We start from the raw sequence: 18561 nt of genomic DNA on the forward strand, positions 1-18561 counted from the left end.
GCTTGCGCCCGGTCAACGGAAGGAAACAAGGAAACGTGGTTCATAAGGTCCAGGCGGTAGTCGTCAAGGAAAAGAACGCCCCCGCCGTCATCGAGACCATCCTGGTCCCGGAACCGGGTCCGGGCGAGGCTTTGGTCGATGTCCTGACGTGCGGTGTCTGCCACACCGACCTGCACTACAAGCTCGGCGGCATCGGCAACGACTACCCGTACCTGCTCGGGCACGAATCCACCGCAGTCGTCAGCCAGGTGGGCCCCGATGTCACGGACCTCAAGCCCGGCGACCGCGTGATCCTCAACTGGCGCGCCGTCTGCGGCAACTGCCGCGCCTGCGCCAAGGGCCAGCCGCAGTACTGCTTCGCCACCCACAACGCCACCCAGAAGATGACCCTCGAAGACGGCACTCCGCTTTCCCCGGCGCTGGGCATCGGTTCCTTCGCCGAGAAGACCCTCGTGGCAGCCGGCCAGTGCACCAAGATCGATGACGACGTCGACCCCGCCGCTGTCGGCCTGCTCGGCTGCGGCATCATGGCCGGCATCGGCGCCGCCATGAACACCGGTGAGGTCAAGCGCGGCGAGTCTGTCGCCGTCATCGGCTGCGGCGGCGTCGGCATTGCCGCCATCGCCGGAGCCAAGCTGGCAGGCGCGACGACGATCATCGCCGTCGACCTCGACCCCGCCAAGGTGGAACTCGCCAAGACCCTCGGTGCCACCCACGGCGTCGTCTCCGGCGACACCGACCCCGTCGAAGCGATCCGCGAACTCACCGACGGCAACGGCGCCGACGTCGTAATCGACGCCGTCGGCCGCCCGGAGACCTACAAGCAGGCCTTCTACGCCCGCGACCTCGCCGGCCGCGTGGTACTGGTGGGTGTCCCGACGCCGGAAATGACCCTCGAACTGCCCCTGCTGGATGTGTTCGGCCGCGGCGGCTCGCTCAAGTCGTCCTGGTACGGCGACTGCCTGCCGTCCCGTGACTTCCCGATGCTCGTGGACCAGTACCGCCTGGGCCGCCTGCCGCTGGATGCCTTCGTGACCGAACGCATCGGCCTGGGCGACGTGGAAGCCGCCTTCGAGAAGATGCACCGCGGCGAGGTCCTGCGCTCGGTGGTGGAAATCTGATGGCCGTCACCGTAGAGAACCGGGTCACCTCCGGCACGTTTTCGCTCGACGGCGGCACCTGGGACGTGGACAACAACGTCTGGATCGTGGGCAATGACGAGGAATGCGTCATCATCGATTCCCCGCATGACGCCGCCGCGATCGTGGAGCAGGTCCGTGGCCGCAAGGTGCTGGCCATCCTGATGACGCACGCCCACAACGACCACATCGGCGCGGCACGCGAGGTGGCTGCCGCCGTCGGCGCCCCCATCCACCTGCACCCGGAAGACATGGTCCTGTGGAAGCAGGTCTACCCGGACGTCCAGCCGGACCAGTTCCTTTCCGACGGCCAGGAATTCACGGTGGGCGGCGCCACGCTGAAGGCGATCCACACCCCGGGCCACTCGCCGGGATCCACTTGCTTCTACCTGGAAAGCGAAGGCACCGTCTTCACCGGGGACACGCTGTTCAACGGTGGCCCCGGGGCCACCGGCCGCTCGTTCAGCGACTACCCGACCATCCTGTCCTCGATCCGGGAGCGCCTCCTGACGCTGCCGGCCGAAACGGTGGTGCGTACCGGCCACGGCGACAACACCACCATCGGCGCCGAACGCGAGACCCTCGCGCAGTTGGCGTAACAGTCCATCCGGCCGGGGTCCCGGCCACCGAAGTACACCGTTGTACACCGCAGTTCCACAGTGAGGCACTCCCGGCATGAAATTCACCAAGCAGCCTGCGCCCGTCGCGGACATCGACGAAACGCAGCTTGAGGTCCACAAGCCCAAGAAGGAAGCCGCCGGCGTCAAGGCCGTCATGGTCGCCCTGGACCGGGCCGTCGCCCAGGCCGGCGTGACCCGTTCGGTGCAGTCCCTGTTCCGGCTCAACCAGAAGGGCGGCTTCGACTGCCCGGGCTGCGCCTGGCCGGAAACGGACGGCAAGCGCAAGGCCGCCGAGTTCTGCGAGAACGGTGCCAAGGCTGTGGCGGAGGAAGCCACGCTGCGGACTGTTGGCGCCGAATTCTGGGCGCAGCACTCCATCGAGGAACTGCGGGACAAGACCGAATACTGGCTGGGCAGCCAGGGCAGGCTCAGTGAACCCGTGGTGATCCGCCCGGGTGACACGCACTATTCGCCGATCTCCTGGGCGGATGCCTTCGCCTTGATCGGAGAGCACGTCCGGGCAAGTACGCCGGAGCGTTGCGTCTTCTACACCTCCGGGCGGACTGCGAACGAGACGGCGTTCATTTACCAGCTGTACGCCCGTGCGCTCGGCACCAACAACCTGCCGGACTGCTCCAATATGTGCCACGAGTCGTCCGGCTCTGCGCTGAACCCCACCATCGGTATCGGCAAGGGCACGGTGTCCCTGGAGGACCTGCACGAGGCCGAGCTGATCTTTGTAGTGGGCCAGAATCCGGGCACCAACCACCCGCGCATGCTGGGCGCCCTGCAGGAATGCAAGGAGAACGGCGGCAAGGTGGTGGCCGTGAACCCGCTGCCCGAGGCGGGCTTGTTCAACTTCAAGGATCCGCAGACCTTCTCCGGCGTGGTGGGCAACGGCACCCCCATTGCCGATGAGTTCCTGCAGATCAAGGTGGGCGGCGACCTTGCACTGTTCCAGGCCTTGGGCCACCTGCTCCTGGAAGAGGAGAAGCGCAACCCGGGCACCGTCGTCGACCGCGCGTTCATCGAGGCCCAGACCGACGGCTTTGAAGCCTACGCCCAAGCCCGTGCCACCCTGGACTGGAAGGTCACCGAGGAAGCCACTGGCCTGTCCCGCGAACAGATCGAGACCGTTGCCGGGATGCTGATCCGTTCCAAGGCCTCCATTTTCTGCTGGGCTCTTGGCGTCACGCAGCAGCCACACTCGGTGGACACCATCAAGGAAATGGTCAACGTCCTGCTGCTGCAGGGCAATTTCGGCAAGCCCGGCGCCGGTGCCTGCCCGGTGCGCGGCCACTCCAACGTGCAGGGCGACCGCACCATGGGCATCTGGGAAAAGCCGGCCGAGCCGCTCCTGGAAGCCCTGGACCGTGAATTCGGAATCGTTTCCCCGCGGGAGCACGGCCATGACGCCGTGGAGACCCAGCACGCCTTGGAAAACGGTGACGTGGACGTGTTTGTTTGCATGGGCGGCAACTTCGCCGCTGCTGGCTCGGACACCGAAGCCCTGGAAGCCGGCATGCAGCGCGCCGGTCTCACGGTCCACATCTCCACCAAACCCAACCGTTCGCACATCGTGCACGGCAAGACCTCCCTGATCCTGCCCACCCTGGGGCGCACGGACCGCGACGACAAGCATGCCAAGGGCATCCAGTTCCTCTCCGTGGAAAACTCCATGTCCGTGGTGCACTCCACCCAGGGCAGGCTCCAGCCGGTGTCCGAGCATCTGCTGGCTGAGCCGGTCATCGTTGCCCGCATGGCCGAAGCCACCTTCGGCCCGGAACACCCCGTGGACTGGCGGGCCATGGCCGAGGACTACGACGTCATCCGGGACCACATCTCCCGCGTGATCCCGGGCTTCGAAGACTTCAACACCCGGGTGCGGAACAAAGCCGGCTTTGTGCTGCCCAATCCGCCGCGGGACACCCGTTCCTTCAAGACCGACATCGGCCGCGGCCGCTTCACGGTGAGCCCGCTGGAGTACCTCACCCCGCCGCCCGGCCACCTGGTACTGCAGACCATGCGCAGCCATGACCAGTACAACACCACCTTCTACGGCCTCGATGACCGGTACCGCGGCATCTCGGACGGCCGCCGCGTCATCCTGGTCCACCCGAAGGACCTGGCCGCGCAGGGCTTCCAGGACCGGGACCTGGTGGACGTCATCAGCGTTTTCCAGGGATCGGAACGCCGGGCGGACAAGTTCCGGCTGGTCGCCTACCCCACGGCAGAGGGCTGCGCCGCCGCGTACTTCCCGGAAGCCAACGCGCTCGTCCACAAGGAGAACGTGGCACGCGTGTCCAACACCCCCGGGTTCAAGGCGATGTTCGTCCGTTTCGTACCGCACGTGGAGGGCTGAGCCCTCAAGCGTCCGACGGCGACACCCGGCACTCTGCCGCGTGTCGCCGTCGTGCGTTAACGCGTTAGCTGCTGGCTCTACCGCCCCAGCCGCAGCACCGCCGCGTTAGCGCCCACGATCACGAGGATGCCCGCCCACTGAAGCGGGTTGAGCGCCTGGCCCATCGCCAGGCCGATCAACGCCGCGAAGACAGGGTTGACGCTCATGAGCATGCCGAACAGGCCGGCAGGCACCCGGCGGAGGGCAAGGAGGTCGGCGATGTACGGGACCGCCGAGGCCAGCACGCCCGCGGCCGCGGCGCAGAGGATGGTGAACCAGCTGACCGGCCGGCTGAGCAGGATCACGACGGCGACCGGCAGGAACGCCGCCGCGGAGACGGCCAGGGCGGCGGCTGTGCCCTGGATGCCCGGGATACGTGCGCCGATGGTCCGGTTCAGCAGGATGTAGGCGGCCCAGCTCGCCGCGCCCACCAGGCCCATGCCTATGCCGAGGTAATCCGTGCTGGGTCCCGGCTGCGTGATGGCGAGGACGCCCGCTGCCGCTGCAAGGGCGCACAGGGCACCGGCCGTGCTGCGGGCACCCGCCAGGGCGCCGTACAGGGCAATGGACAGCGGCCCCAGGAACTCCAAGGTGACAGCCAGGCCCAGGCCGATCCGCTCGATGGCCGAGTACAGGCCAAGGTTCATGGTGGCGACCACTACCGCGAGCAGGAACACCGGCCACAGCTGGGCCCGGGTGAAGCTCCTGAACCGGGGCCGGGCGATGGGCAGCAGTAGGGCGGCAGCGATCAACTGGCGCACCGCCACCACGCCCAGCGGGCCGATCACGGGAAACGCCAGGGAGCCTGTTGCCGCGCCCAGCTGGTTCGACAGGGAACTGGCCATCAGCGTTGCCACCCCGCGCGCGGTGCCGTTTTTGCTCTCGTTCCCCTCGCTGTTGTCCATGCGGAAATCATCGGCCCCGCCCGGGCTTTCCGCACAATGCATGGACCGTGCTATTCATGCGCACACTGCATGAATAGAATCGCCCCATGGACGTGGAACTGCGGCAGCTGCGCTGCTTCGTGGCGGTGGTGGAGGAAGGTAGCTTCACCGACGCCGGCATCAGCCTCGGGATCTCCCAAACCGCTGTCTCGCGGAACCTTGCCGCCCTGGAAGAACACCTTGGTGCGCGGCTTATCCAGCGCACTACCCGCAGCGTTTCACTGACGGAGGCGGGGGAGCGTGCACTGCCGCACGCGCGCCGGGTGCTTGCCGCCGTCGTCGGGCTTGAAGGCGCTGCCCAAGGCGGCGGACGGCTGCGGCTGGGATACGCATGGTCCGCCCTTGGCCGGCACACCCTGGAGCTGCAGCGGCGCTGGGCGGCGGAATGCCCGGAAACCGAGCTTGAGCTGGTGATGGAAAACAGCCCGACGGCGGGGCTGCTTGAGGGCGCCAGCGACCTCGCGATCCTCCGGAGGAAGCCGTCCGCACGGCGCGTGGAGCTGCAACAGGTGGGAGAAGAGAAGCGGTACTGCGCCATGGCCGCGGACGATCCCCTCGCGGGAAAGCGCAGTGTGGGCCTGGCACAGATCGCCGACCGTCCCCTGGCCGTGGACGTGCGCACGGGGAGCACGACGCTGGACCTCTGGCCGCCGGGTGCCGCGCCCGCGAAGACCGTGGAGATCCACAGCGTGGACGACTGGCTGACACTCATCGCGGCGGGGAAGGCCCGGGGCGTCACGGCCGAGGCCACAGCCCACCAGTACCGCCGCCGCGGCCTCGTCTACCGGCCGGTGCGGGATGCCCCGCCGGTGCCGGTCCATGCTGCCTGGATCAAGGGCGAACTGGCGCCGGCCGGACAGAAGCTGATTGCCCTGCTGGCGGAGCTGTACCGTTCAGGGGACGAACACCGAGAAAGGCATCGTGGGGATGGTTGATGGGGGAGTACGGAAAGCTGGCTTCAAGGATCTACCATGGCTTGCCTGGCTGATCGCAGAGGCTTCCACGGGCGGGCCGCCGGTCCGACCCGTGCAACGACGAGTCAGCTTCCTCGCCGGGATCTTGGCTTCCGCTGCCGGACCGGCGTTTCTGTGGACGGACGCCTCCCGGAGGATGGTCGTCGGCGTGCAGTCCAAGGAAGAAAGCGCCTCGCAGCTGGTTCGCGGACTTGTCCTGTCAGGGCTCGTGAGCTTGATCGGCATGGCCGTCCTGGTGCCCGGCTTCATATGGATGATGGGCCATTTCCCCGTTTATGCCGGGCTGATTCTGCTTGCGGTGCTTGGTCTGCTGACTTTCTTCTTGGTCATGCTCGGGCCGCTTGGATTAGACGAGTACGGCGCAATGCGGGCGCTGAAGCCCTGGGAAGCGTCGCCGGCGGGGTTCCGGTATGTGTCCGTCCTCGCTGCGGACCCGGCGGTCACGCCGCAGGAACTGGAAGCGTTCGTCAATCAGGTCCTGATGGGGCTGTGTCCAGAGGGAACGTGCCTCGGAGTCGTGGCAACGGCACCAAGCCAGCTCGGCTTCTTCCAAAGGATGGGGTTCTCGCGGCTCGGAAACACGCTCGCGCTGATCGGCCATGTGCCGGCACGCACGAGCACTCCTGACCTCCTTTGAGCAACGCACGACGGCGACACTCGGCACTTTGCCGCGTGTCGCCGTCGTCGGGTCCCCAAAAAGGGTCAGGAAGGCCGCGCCTGCAGCGCTTCCAGCGAGGAAACCCCTACAGCGTGGAGGTATCGATCACGAAGCGGTACCGCACGTCCGAGGCGAGGACGCGCTCATAGGCTTCGTTGATCCGGTCCGCGGAAATGACCTCGATCTCTGAACCGATGCCGTGCTCGGCGCAGAAATCGAGCATTTCCTGGGTTTCGCGGATGCCTCCGATGTTGGAGCCCGCCAGGGACTTGCCGCCGATGATCAGGCTGAAGATCCGCAGCTCCAAGGGTTCGCCCGGGGCGCCGACGCACACCAGGGAGCCGTGCGGCTTCACCAGGCCCATGTAGTCGTCCAGGGAGATCGTGGCACTGACGGTGTTGATGATGAGGTCGAAGCTGCCGGCCAGGTCCTGGAAGGTGGCTTCATCACTGGTGGCGTAGTAGTGCTCGGCGCCCAGGCGGAGGCCGTCTTCCTGCTTCTTCAGCGACTGGGACAGCACGGTGACCTCGGCGCCCATGGCGTGGGCCAGCTTGACGGCCATGTGGCCCAGCCCGCCCATGCCCACCACGGCCACCTTCTTGCCGGGGCCGGCGCCCCAGCGGCGGAGCGGCGAGTAGGTGGTGATGCCGGCGCAGAGCAGGGGAGCGGCGACGTCGAGCTCCAGGCTTTCCGGGATCCGCACGGCGAAGTCCGCATCCACCACCACGTGGCTGGAATAGCCGCCCTGGGTGATGGAACCGTCGCGGTCGGTGGCAGCGTAGGTGCCGATGCTGCCATTCAGGCAGTCCTGCTCCTGCCCGGCCAGGCACTGTTCGCATTCGCGGCAGGAGTTCACTAGGCAACCGACGCCCACGCGGTCGCCCACCGCGTGGCGGGTCACTTCGCTGCCGACGGCGGACACGACGCCGGCGATCTCGTGGCCGGGCGTCAACGGGTAGGGGACCTTGCCCCAGTCGCCGCGGACCGTGTGGATGTCCGAATGGCAGATGCCTGCGAATTTGATGTCGATCAGGATGTCGTTGGGACCGAGGGCGCGGCGTTCGATGGTGGTGGGGACAAGGGGTTCCGTAGCGGACACAGCGGCGTAGGCCTTGGCAGTAATCATGTTTAAAAACCTAAGGGGTACGGACGGGCCGTGGGAGGCCCTGTCCGTACCCCTGTCAGCGGGAATTAAGTCCCTGAACGCTTTTCGCTAGCCGCGGATGCGCTCCATGGTGGGGTCGTACAGCGGTTCGGCGCTGACCGTTGCCGGGATGCGCTGGCCGAAGTACTCGATCTCCACGGAGTCGCCCTCGGAGAGCGAGGACGGCAGCCAGGCGTAGGCGATCGGCTTGTGGATGGTGAAGCCGTAGGCGGCGCTGGTGACGTAGCCGGCGGCTTCGCCGGCCACGTACACCGGTTCCTTGCCGAGGACCACCGAGGTGCCGTCGTCGATGGTCAGGCAGCGCAGCGTCTTGGCGGCCGGCTCGGCCTTGCGGGCGGCCAGTGCCTCGGCGCCCACGAAGCCCGTCTTGTCCTTGGCCACGGAGAAGCCCAGGCCGGACTGGTACGGATCGTGTTCGGTGTTCATGTCCGTGCCCCAGAGGCGGTAGCCCTTCTCCAAGCGCATGCTGTTGAACGCGCCACGGCCGGCGGCAACAATGCCGAACTCCTGGCCGGCTTCGAACAGCAGGTCCCACAGCTTCAGGCCGTATTCGGCGGTGGTGTAGAGCTCCCAGCCGAGTTCACCCACGTAGGACAGGCGCCAGGCGCTGACCGGAATGCCGCCCACGGAGATTTCCTTGGTGCGGAAGTACTTCAGGCCGTCGTTGCTGAGGTCGTCGTCGCTGAGCTTGCCGATGACCTCGCGGGCCAGCGGGCCCCACAGGCCGATGCAGCAGGTGCTGCCGGTGATGTCGGTGACGTGCACCCACTGTGCCGGGTTTTCGGCCGACTGCTTGCGGGCTTCCACGCGCAGGTAGTCGAAGTCCACGTTGCTGTTGACGCCCAGCTGGAACTTCTCCTGCTCAAGGCGGGCAACAGTCACGTCACTGCGGATGCCGCCGTCGTGCTCCAGCAGGAGGCAGTAGGTGACGGCGCCCGGCTTCTTTGTGATGTTGCCGGTGCTGAGGCGGTGCAGCAGCGCCTCGGCGCCGGGGCCGACCACCTGCAGGCGCTTGAGCGGCGTCATGTCGAAGAGCCCGACGGCGGTACGCGTCCGCCATGCTTCCGCGGCGGAGATGGGGGAGTGGAACATGTTGGACCAGGAGTCGCGCTCCGGCGCCTGCCATTCGGCGGGCAGTTTCTCAAGCAGGCCGCGGTTGGCTTCGAACCAGTGCGGGCGCTCCCAGCCGGCGGACTCCAGGAAGAAGGCGCCGAGTTCCTTCTGGCGGACGTTGAAGGGGCTCACGCGCAGGTCGCGCGGGGACTCCTTGGGCTGCAGCGGGTGCAGGATGTCGTAGATCTCCACGAAGTTCTGCTGCGAGGTCTCGGAGACGTAGGCGTCCGAGGTCTGCACCTTCTCGAAGCGGGTGAGCTCGGTGCCGTGCAGGTCGGTGCGCGAGCGGCCCTCGACGAGGAGCTCGGCCACGGCCTTGGCCACACCGGAGGAGTGGGTGACCCAGACAGCCTCGGCTACCCAGAAACCGGTGAGGTCCGGGTGCTCGCCGATCAGCGGGCCGCCGTCCGGGGTGAAGGAGAAGATGCCGTTGAAGCCGTCCTCGATCGCAGTGCTGCGCAGGGCCGGCAGCAGGTCCTGGCTGTCTTCCCACGCGGGCAGGAAGTCTTCCAGGGTGAACTCCAAGCGGGAGGGCATGTTGTGGTCCGACATGTCCTCGGAGGACACCTTCGGCAGGGCGGACATGTCCACCGGCATGGGGCGGTGGGCGTAGCTGCCGATGCCGATCTTGTTGCCCCACTCGCGGTAGTACAGGTCCTTGTCCTGGTAGCGCAGGATGGGCTTGCTGGCGCCCTTCGGGAGCTCGTTGACGCCCTCAAGTTCGGCCAGGGGGGTGGTGACGACGTACTGGTGTGCCAGCGGCAGCAGCGGGACTTCCAGGCCCACCATCTTGCCGAGTTCGCGGCCCCAGAAACCGGCACAGGAGACAACGATGTCCGCCGGGATCACGCCGGTGTTGGTCTCCACACCGGTCACCTTGCCGCCCTCCTGGGCGATGCCGGTGACGGTGGTGTTGCCGATGAAGGTCACGCCGCGCTCGCCGGCCCGCTCGATCAGCAGCTGCACCGCGCGGGCGGCCAGGGCCAGGCCGTCGGTGGGGATGTGCAGGCCACCCAGGATTTCGCGGCCGCCGGAGAGCTTGCCGGTGGTCAGGAGGGGGTAGATCTTCTCGCACTCATCGGCGTCGATGATGCGGCTTTCCACGCCCCAGGAGGTCATGATGCCCATCTTGCGCTTCAGCTCGGCGAGGCGCTCCGGGGTGGTTGCCAGTTCCAGGCCGCCCACCTGGTTGAAGCAGGACTGGCCGTCCTTGCTCAGGGAGAGCAGCTTGTTCACCGTGTAGGTGGCGAATTCGGTCATGGTCTTGGAGCCGTTGTTCTGGAACACCAGGCCCGGCGCGTGCGAGGTGGAGCCGCCGGCAAGTTCCAGCGGGCCCTGCTCAACGACGGTGACGTTGGTCCAGCCGCGGCTGGACAGTTCATCCGCGAGGTTGGTGCCGACGATGCCGGCGCCGATGATGACGACGCGTGGTGATGCGCTCATGGGTGTTGTTTCTCCTGTTGCTTGGTGTTCGCGTTAGCGGAAGACGACGGTGCGGGTGTTGTTGAGCAGGACCCGGTGCTGGCAGTGCCACTTCACTGCGCGGGACAGTGCCTGGGACTCGGCGTCCCTGCCGACGGTGACCAGGGCGTTCGGATCCAGGCTGTGGTCCACCCGGAAAACTTCCTGCTCGATGATCGGGCCCTCATCCAGGTCTGCGGTGACGTAGTGGGCGGTGGCTCCGATGAGCTTCACGCCGCGGTCCCAGGCCTGGTGGTAGGGCTTGGCGCCCTTGAAGCCGGGCAGGAAGGAGTGGTGGATGTTGATGGCGCGGCCGCGGAGCTTGGTGGTGAGCTCATCCGAGAGGACCTGCATGTAACGGGCCAGGACCACCAGGTCTGCCTGGTATTCCTCGACCAGTTCCAGCAGGCGCGCCTCGGCCTGGGGCTTGGTGTCCGCGGTGATCGGCACGTGGATGAACGGCAGGCCTGCGGCTTCCGCCATCGGGCGGAGGTCTTCGTGGTTGGAAACCACGACGGCGATCTCCGCACCCAGGCTGCCTGCGCGCCACCGGAAGATGAGGTCGTTGAGGCAGTGGCCGAACTTCGAGACCATCACCAGCAGGCGCTGGGGGCGGCCGTCGTGGATCGCGAACTCCATCTCGAACTCTTCGGCGACGGCGGCGAACTCGGCGCTCAGGCCCTCCGCGGAAACTTCCTTGTCCCCGGTGGTGAAGGCGGTGCGCAGGTAGAGCTTGCCGCTCATGTGGTCATCGAACTGCTGGTGTTCGACGATGTCGAAGCCGCGGTCGGCGAGGAAGCCCGTGATGGCCCGGACGATACCCGGGCGCTCCGGGCAGGCAAGGGTGAGGACGTACTGCGCGGTGCTGGTACCGCGGACGCTGGGGACGGCGCCGGCTTCGGCTGTTGCGCCACCCGTGGGGCGGCTTTCGAGGACGGTGGTCATGCTCTACTCCTGGTTCTTTACAGTGGCTTGGGTGTCAGTGGCGGACGCCGGGCAACGGCCGTCGTCCGAACAGTGTTGGTCGCATTGGTGCTTGGTGACGAGGTCGAACTGGACGCCGCCGTGCTGGTCCACGCCGCTGCGGATGGCGCGCTCCACGACCGTGTCGGCCAGGCGGCGGCGCAGCGAAATGGGGTCGCGGCGCAGGTCCCGGGTGAGGGCGAAGCAAAGCAGGAACATCACCAGCACGAACGGCAGGGCGGCCACGATGGTCATGCGTTGCAGGCCGGACAGGGCTTCGGACGGTTCATCGCCGCCGGCCAGCAGCATGACTGCTGCGACGGCGCCGGTCAGGCTGCCCCAGAAGATCACCAGGCCGCGGCGCGGTTCGCTGGAGCCGTTCGAGCTCAGGGAAGACATCACCAGCGAGGCGGAGTCGGCGCCGGTCACGAAGAAGATGGCAACCAGGACCATGGCCAGGACAATCACGGCGGCGACGGCCCAACCGGGCATCTGCAGGTTCTTGACCAGATCGAAAAGTGCACCGTCGAAGTCGATGGTGGAGGCGCCGTCGACGATCTTGGCGATGCCGTCGGCGGGGTCGTCGGTCTTGTCCGCCTGCTGCTGGACCTGGAACGCGGTGCCGCCGAAGATGCCGAACCAGATGACGCTCACGATGCTCGGAACCAGAAGCACACCCGTGACGAACTGGCGGATGGTGCGGCCGCGGCTGATCCGGGCGATGAACATGCCCACGAACGGCGTCCAGGAGATCCACCAGGCCCAGTAGAAGATGGTCCAGCCGGACAACCAGGCGCGCAGGGCTTCGTCGCCGACCGCCTCGGTGCGGGTGGACATCTCGGCGAGGTCCCGGACGTAGTCGCCAACCGCGGAGGGGATCAGGTTGAGGATGAACAGGGTGGGGCCGGCGACGAACACGATGAGCGCGAGCACCACGGCCAGGACCATGTTGATGTTGGACAGCCACTGGATGCCGCGGCTGATGCCGGACACCGCGGAGGCCACGAAACAGAAGGTCAGGATGGCCACGATGACCACCAGCACAGGGGTGCCGATTTCACCGGCCCAGCCGTTGGAGGTGATGCCGCTGCCGATCTGCAGGGCGCCCAGGCCCAGCGAAGCCGCGGTGCCGAAGAGGGTGGCGAAGATGGCGAGGATGTTGATGAACTTGCCCACCGGGCCCTCGACGGTCCGGACTCCGAAGATGGAGGTGAAGGCGGCGGAGATGAGCTGGCGGCGGCCCAGGCGGTACGTTCCGTAGGCCATGGCGATGCCGACGACGGCGTACATCGCCCAGGGGTGCAGGGTCCAGTGGAAGATCGAGGTGGCCATGGCCGTCTGGATCGCCTCGGGAGTGTGGCCGTCCACCGTGCCCGGGGGCGGCGAGATGAAGTGGTACAGCGGCTCGGCCACACCGTAGAACATCAGGCCGATGCCCATGCCGGCGGCGAACATCATGGCGATCCAGGAGACCGTCCGGAACTCAGGCTTCTCGCCGTCCTTGCCCAGCGGGATATTGCCGAAGCGGCCGAGGGCCAGCCACAGCACGAACACCACGAAGAGCGATGCCAGGACCATGAACAGCCAGCCGGTGTATTCCATGACCCAGCCGAGGGCGTTCGTGGAGACCGTGGCCAGGCTGTCGCGGCCGAGGAAGCCCCAGGCGACGAAGGCCAGGGCGATGACGCCCGTGATACCGAAGGTCCACTTGTCCAGCACGAGCTTGCGGTTGCGGCGTTCGGTCACCGCGCGTTCGGTCTTGCTCTGCCGGAGTTCCTGGAGGATCTGCTGGGTGTCCTCTGCTTCGTGCGCGTCGGGGGTTTCCTGGGAAGAAGAAGTGCTCTCCGGAGCAGGAGCCTCTTGCAGCTCCTCCGGCTCAACGGGAGGTTTGGCATCCGGGCGGATGTCGTTCAAAGCCATGTCAAGTCCTCTGGTTTGGATTCATGGGCTGGCGCTGCACTCCGGGCTCCACGGGCCGGGCGGAAGGTGGGGGCTTCCTGGCTTTCAGTGGACAGAGTCAGCGCTGGTTTTGACCTGAGCGTTTGTTCCGCAAAGATCAACACGTCTCGCAATAAGCAACAGAGTGGCCCGAGTCACAGCCCTCTGTCAAGGTTTTTCCGAAGTCTTAAGCCCTATTTCGCGGGTTTTTGCTTGTGTTTGACAGGAAATCAGCCGTTCATCCCGTGTTGCGTATCGCGCAGACTGTTGCGCAACGGGCATTTTGCAGGGTGTCTCGCGGGCGAACACCCTTGAAACAGAACAGGCATGTCCTTTCCGCCTCAGCTCATTCATGAAAACGTGCTGAAGCCGAAAGAACATGCCTGCCGCCAAGCCCCGTCCGGGCCCCGGCCTCTTTCCGCACGAAAGAGGCCGGGCCCGAATGGTGCTCAGGCGTCGATGACGAGGTCTGTCTGCGCAGTGGAGCAGCAGGGCAGGAACTTGCCGGCTGCGATTTCCCGCGCGCGGATTCCGCCCTGGTGGTTCATGTCGACCTCTCCCGAAAGCTTGACGACCTTGCAGGAGCCGCACATGCCTTCCTTGCAGTTCGCGCCGATCCTGACGCCTGCGCGCTGGGCTGCGTCGAGGATGGGCTCACTGGGGTCGATCCGCACATTGATGCCGGTGCGCATGAAGGACATGGTGAGGCTGCCGGTGCCCACGGTGTTGAAGCCCGACGCATCGGGAGCGGCCGCCTCAGGCGCCGCGCCGCCGTCGGAGGCTTTGGAACCCGGTTCCTCCGGGACAGCCACTTCCAGCGGCAGCCCGGAAGCTTCCAGGGGCCCGTTGGCGTCGTATCCGGGCTCGTAGAGTCCGAACGCTGCGGGCTGGCTCTCGTAGTAGTCCTCGGCGGATTCGGCGATCTCCTCCGCGATTTCTTCTGCGATGTTTTCAGCCAGGGCGAGTTCCGTCTGGTACTCAAGGAGCGTCTGGCGGTCGCCCGAGAAGAACTCCATGTAGATGGAGGTATCGTCGACGCCGACTTTCTTGAGGAGCTCGGTGGCTCCGTTCAGGTACCCCTCGGGGCCGCAGGCGTACACCTGGCGGCCGTTGGCATCCGGAGCCACTTCGTTGAGCATGGCCGCCGACAGCCGACCGCTGAGTCCTTCCCAATCGTCGGGCCGGCCGCGGTCACCAAGGGAGTAGAAGACCCGGAACCGCGAATCCACGGAGGCGATGTGCGCCAGCTCGCGGTCGAAGGCGAAGCCTCCGGCCTCGGAGCCGTGGTAGAGCACCACAACATCCGCCAGCCCGGGCAGGGAGTGGATGGTCCGCACCATCGACATGATGGGAGTGATGCCGGCGCCGGCGGCGAGCAGGAGGTACCGGGCCCGGCGGTCGGCGTCGGGCAGGTGGAATGCGCCTACCGGACCGAGCATCTCAAGGACGGTACCGGGCTTGACGTTTTCGTGGACCCACGGCGAGACAAGTCCCGCGGGGTCGCGCTTGACGCTGATGCTGAAGGTCCATGGCTGCGTTGGCGAACTGGACAGCGAGTAGCTGCGGTCCACCGGGTCCGCGTCCTCGCCGTGCAGCGGGAAAGCGACGTTCACGTACTGGCCGGCACGGAACGCCAGGGGCGCGCCGTCGCAGCGGCGGAACACGAAGGTCATGATTCCGCCGGCCTCGGGAACGGTCTCGACGCATTCGGCCATGAACTCCTGTGGGTGCCAGGGGCCCAGGGCGTGGGCGGCGCGGGCAGGCACTTCGGTGCCGCCCATTACCCTGTTCCACGGCATTTCAAGGCCGCGGATGCGCTGTGGCTCCAGGATTGCCGTTTCGGGGAGGAGCTCAATCATGCCAAGTGCTCCTGCACGCGCTGTACGTACCAGTTGATGAATGCTTCCACCTGGTATTCGCTCTTCATGTACGGGCCGGGCTCGTAGGCCGGGCTGGCGGCGCCCTGCTGGCACAGCTCCACGAACGCCTTGTCCTGGATGTTCGTCTGCTTCCACACGTAGGTGAGCTTGTCCAGGTCGTAGTCAACGCCTTCCACGGCGTCGTCGGCAACCAGCCAGGTGGTCCGGACCAGGGTCTGGTGCTCGTTGATGGGGAAGACGCCGAAGGTGATGACGTGGTCGCCCATGAAGTGGAACCAGCTGTTGGGCTGCAGGTGCATCGAGCAACGACCGAGGCGGAAGTCGCGCAGGTCGCCGAGCAGCTTCTTGGAGAGGCGGCGCCCATCGGCGGAGAATGACTCGCCGTCGCCGTCGAGGGCTTCACGGGAAATGCGGATGCCCGCGACGCGGGTGTCCAGCTGCTCGACCACCTCGTAGGGAAGGCCGTAGCGGCGGCAGCGGTCCTCGAGATCGGCCTGGGCCTGCTTGTTGCGCTCCCACACTTCCTCAAGGTGGGTGGGGATGAGGCCCTCGGTCAGGCCCCAGGTGGGGAAGAGGGAGCAGGCGAGTTCCGGGTGCCCGTCGCAGTGGTAGCACTCACGGTTGTTCTCCATGACGAGCTTCCAGTTGCCCTCTTCGATGATGTTCTGCTGGTAGGCGATCTTCGTCTTCGCCAGCTCGTGGGGCGCGAGGTAGGGCTCGAAGATCTTCGAGGTCTCGTCGAAGTCGGTGGGCGGCTCGCTGGCGATGCAGACGAAGATCAGGCCGGCGACTTCGCGGCCGTGGGCGCGCTTGAGCGCGAAGCAGTTCTTGTCGAACTTGGTCTCACCCGGTGCCGAGGCGTGGATCAGGTTGCCCTCGGGGGAGTAGGTCCAGGAGTGGTAGCCGCAGACCAGGTTGCCGGTGGAGCCGGTGGCTTCGGTCAGGACGCGGGCACCGCGGTGTCGGCAGACGTTGTGCAGGACGTTCACGCCGCCGTCGTCATTGCGCAGCACGATCAGGGAGTAGGGGCCGTAGTCGACGGTGACGTAGTCCCCGGGCTCGGGCAGTTCAGCGGTGCTGGCCGCGAAGATCCAGTGCTGGCCGAAGATGGCCTCCATGTCGAGGCTGAAGATCGTGGGGTCCGTGTAGAACGGGGCATCCAGGGAGTAGCCGGTGCGCCGGAACTCAAACAACGCGGTGATTTCTGCCAGCTGCTCGGCAGGCAGGGTTGAAGCGAGCTTTCCGCGTGAATTCAGGGGCGCGTTCACTGAAGTAGTCATGGGTTTCCTCCCGGGAGGCATGGGTGAATGGGTGTTGCGTGTCGATCACGGGCATGTGGGTGCAAGCGGCGTGCTCGAAGTCCTTATTGAATGAGATTAGGATCACTTGCGCTGCAACAAAAGCGCAAGAATTCGATGATAACCATGCAAAATAGGTGCATGATCGATGCGAGACTCATCACACTTCGGGTTTTCGCCCGTTGCGGCACTATCGGTGCGACTGCGGAGCTCACAGGTTATTCGCCGTCCGCCGTCTCGGCGCAGCTCCGGGAGCTTCAGCGCGTGCTTGGAATGCAGCTGCTGACGAAGGACGGCCGGGGGGTGCGGCTGACCGCCACGGGCCGCTTCCTGGTGGCGGGTTCGGACCCTCTTATCGCCCAGTGGGAGAGCCTGCGCGCCGCGGCCATGGAGGCCGGAGACCAGGTGCAACCGCATTTCGGCATCGGCGGCTTCTCCAGTGCCGCCGCCCAGCTGCTCGCGCCGCTTGCCGCGACGCTGCGCTCGACGCGTCCTGAACTGGAGGTGCAGGTTCTTGAAGCCGATCCGGCCCGCTGCTTCGATTTGCTGGTGGCTGAACGGATCGACCTTGCGGTCATTGTCGCCATGCAGTCCGACTCCTATGGCGAGGATGATCCTCGGTTCGAGCAGACCGTGCTGCTCGATGATCCGTTGGACGTGATTATTCCCGGGAACCATCCGCTGGCCTCCCGGTCGTCAGTGACGCTCGACGAGCTGGCCTCGGAGCCGTGGATTACCGAGGCCGCCGGCTCCACCTACCATTCGCTGTTCACTGCGGCCTTCACGGCAGTAGGCGTGACGCCGCGGATTGCCCATGAAGCCGTTGAATGGGAGACCCTCATCGCGTTCGTGGGCGCCGGGCTTGGCGTTGGCCTGCTGCCGCGGCTGGCGCCTTTGCATGGGGCGGACAACGTGGTTCGGCTGCGAATTACCGGTAAGGGGAAGCCCGCGCGCCGCATTGTGGCCGCGGTGCGGCGCGGCAGCATCACCTCGCCGCTGATCCAGGAGTCGCTGGGCATCCTGCAGGCCAACGCCGACCGGATCCTTACCGCCCGGCTCGAAGAAGAGGACCATTGAGCGTGTTGTGCCCGGCGCCGCCGGCGCGGAGCCCGGCGAAAGGCGCAAGGGTCAGCGCCGTGCGTAACCCATGCGCGCGCTGATCCTCAGCCCGGCTTCCTTCAGCCCGTCCAGCACCCCCGGTTCGGTTTCCGGATCGAAGCGGAAGGCGGGGCCGGAGATGCTGACGGCCCCGATGACCGCGCCCACGTGGTTGAACACCGGGACGGACATCGAGGTGAGTCCGATCTCGAACTCCTCCCTCACCACGCCGTAACCCTGGCGGGCGACGTCGAGCAGCTGGGTTTCGAGGACCTTCCTGTCCGTGATGGTGCGCGGCGTACGGGCCGGCAGCCCGGTTTCCTTCAGGATCCGTGCGCGCTCGTCCGCAGGCAGCCCCGCGAGCAGGACCTTGCCGCTGCTGGTCGCGTGCAGCGGCGTCAGGCTGCCCACCCAGTCGTAGGTGGCAAGGGTGGACGGGCCCATGGCCTGGTCCACGTTCACGGCGAAGTTGGAGCGGAGCACCGCCAGGTTGACGGTTTCCTTGAACTCTTCGGCCAAGGCCTCGAGGACCGGCCGCGCTTCCCGTACCAGGCTCAGTCTGCCGGGGATGGAACTGGCCAGGCGCAGGATGCCGAAGCCAAGCTGGTACTTGCCGCGCTCGCTGTTCTGATGGACCATGTCGCGGCTGACCAGGGAACCAAGCAGGCGCGACACCGTGGATTTGTGAATGCCCATCTCCTCGGCAATTTCACTCACGCCGGCATGGCCGTCCCTGGCCAGGATCTCCAGCACCGCCAGCGCCCGGTCAACCGACTGGACGCCGCCATGCTGCCCGCCGTCTGCCTCAACATCCGGTTCGGCGTCAACGTTTGAAACCATGCTCCATCTTTCAGGTAGTTTCTGTGGCCAGCGACCGCCACAGGGTTGTGTAATGCCCCTTCGCTTACT

Annotated in this window: 14 protein-coding genes; 6 read left to right on the forward strand and 8 right to left on the reverse strand. The window is 66.3% G+C overall.

Annotated features, from left to right (window positions below; translation table 11 throughout):
* The first annotated feature begins 35 nt into the window (after positions 1 to 35).
* The 3 genes from BIU82_RS11965 to BIU82_RS11975 all read left to right on the forward strand — a co-directional run bounded on the left by BIU82_RS11965 (position 36) and on the right by BIU82_RS11975 (position 4121).
* The gene (locus BIU82_RS11965; RefSeq protein WP_070349693.1) at positions 36 to 1121 is read left to right on the forward strand and encodes an S-(hydroxymethyl)mycothiol dehydrogenase; all 1086 of its coding nucleotides are present in this window, start codon (positions 36 to 38) and stop codon (positions 1119 to 1121) included.
* On the forward strand, positions 1121 to 1738 hold the full coding sequence (locus BIU82_RS11970) for an MBL fold metallo-hydrolase (protein ID WP_070349694.1): 618 nt from the start codon (positions 1121 to 1123) through the stop codon (positions 1736 to 1738). Before BIU82_RS11965 ends, BIU82_RS11970 begins: the two co-directional genes overlap by 1 nt.
* 76 nt (positions 1739 to 1814) lie before the next feature.
* Positions 1815 to 4121, forward strand: a complete 2307-nt coding sequence (locus BIU82_RS11975; protein WP_070349695.1) for an FdhF/YdeP family oxidoreductase — start codon at positions 1815 to 1817, stop codon at positions 4119 to 4121.
* A gap of 77 nt (positions 4122 to 4198) precedes the next feature.
* Here the strand turns inward: BIU82_RS11975 and BIU82_RS11980 are convergent, their stop codons facing one another.
* Positions 4199 to 5065, reverse strand: coding sequence for an EamA family transporter (locus BIU82_RS11980; protein ID WP_070349919.1), 867 nt, complete (start codon positions 5063 to 5065; stop codon positions 4199 to 4201).
* 86 nt (positions 5066 to 5151) lie between these two features.
* Between BIU82_RS11980 and BIU82_RS11985 the strand changes: the two genes are divergently transcribed.
* Complete coding sequence (locus tag BIU82_RS11985) at positions 5152 to 6039, forward strand: LysR family transcriptional regulator (RefSeq protein WP_070349696.1); 888 nt, start codon at positions 5152 to 5154, stop codon at positions 6037 to 6039.
* Positions 6040 to 6226: 187 nt separating this feature from the next.
* Positions 6227 to 6715: a hypothetical protein gene (locus BIU82_RS11990; RefSeq protein ID WP_139146597.1), complete on the forward strand. Its 489-nt coding sequence runs from the start codon at positions 6227 to 6229 to the stop codon at positions 6713 to 6715.
* A gap of 106 nt (positions 6716 to 6821) precedes the next feature.
* On the opposite strand, the gene BIU82_RS11995 is transcribed toward BIU82_RS11990, so the two are convergent.
* The 6 genes from BIU82_RS11995 to BIU82_RS12020 all read right to left on the reverse strand — a co-directional run bounded on the left by BIU82_RS11995 (position 6822) and on the right by BIU82_RS12020 (position 16536).
* Positions 6822 to 7862: an NAD(P)-dependent alcohol dehydrogenase gene (locus BIU82_RS11995; protein ID WP_070349698.1), complete on the reverse strand. Its 1041-nt coding sequence runs from the start codon at positions 7860 to 7862 to the stop codon at positions 6822 to 6824.
* A gap of 87 nt (positions 7863 to 7949) precedes the next feature.
* The gene (locus BIU82_RS12000; RefSeq protein WP_070349699.1) at positions 7950 to 10457 is read right to left on the reverse strand and encodes an FAD-dependent oxidoreductase; all 2508 of its coding nucleotides are present in this window, start codon (positions 10455 to 10457) and stop codon (positions 7950 to 7952) included.
* A gap of 33 nt (positions 10458 to 10490) precedes the next feature.
* Positions 10491 to 11420, reverse strand: coding sequence for a formyltetrahydrofolate deformylase (gene purU, locus BIU82_RS12005; RefSeq protein WP_074466435.1), 930 nt, complete (start codon positions 11418 to 11420; stop codon positions 10491 to 10493).
* A gap of 3 nt (positions 11421 to 11423) precedes the next feature.
* Positions 11424 to 13358, reverse strand: a complete 1935-nt coding sequence (locus BIU82_RS12010; protein WP_070349700.1) for a BCCT family transporter — start codon at positions 13356 to 13358, stop codon at positions 11424 to 11426.
* 467 nt (positions 13359 to 13825) lie between these two features.
* Positions 13826 to 15235: a ferredoxin reductase gene (locus tag BIU82_RS12015; protein WP_070349701.1), complete on the reverse strand. Its 1410-nt coding sequence runs from the start codon at positions 15233 to 15235 to the stop codon at positions 13826 to 13828.
* A complete protein-coding gene (locus BIU82_RS12020; protein ID WP_070349702.1) occupies positions 15232 to 16536 on the reverse strand; it encodes an aromatic ring-hydroxylating dioxygenase subunit alpha in 1305 nt (434 codons plus the stop codon). Before BIU82_RS12020 ends, BIU82_RS12015 begins: the two co-directional genes overlap by 4 nt.
* A gap of 159 nt (positions 16537 to 16695) precedes the next feature.
* On the opposite strand from BIU82_RS12020, the gene BIU82_RS12025 reads away from it, so the two are divergent.
* Positions 16696 to 17631, forward strand: coding sequence for a LysR family transcriptional regulator (locus tag BIU82_RS12025; RefSeq protein ID WP_070349703.1), 936 nt, complete (start codon positions 16696 to 16698; stop codon positions 17629 to 17631).
* Between the two features lie 51 nt (positions 17632 to 17682).
* Here BIU82_RS12025 and BIU82_RS12030 read toward each other — a convergent pair whose 3' ends face one another.
* Positions 17683 to 18492 carry an IclR family transcriptional regulator gene (locus BIU82_RS12030; protein ID WP_070349704.1) on the reverse strand — a complete coding sequence of 270 codons (810 nt, stop codon included), beginning with the start codon at positions 18490 to 18492 and terminating at the stop codon, positions 17683 to 17685.
* Positions 18493 to 18561: the final 69 nt, after the last annotated feature.

The sequence above is a fragment of the Arthrobacter sp. SW1 genome (assembly GCF_001766675.1).
Classification (GTDB): domain Bacteria; phylum Actinomycetota; class Actinomycetes; order Actinomycetales; family Micrococcaceae; genus Arthrobacter.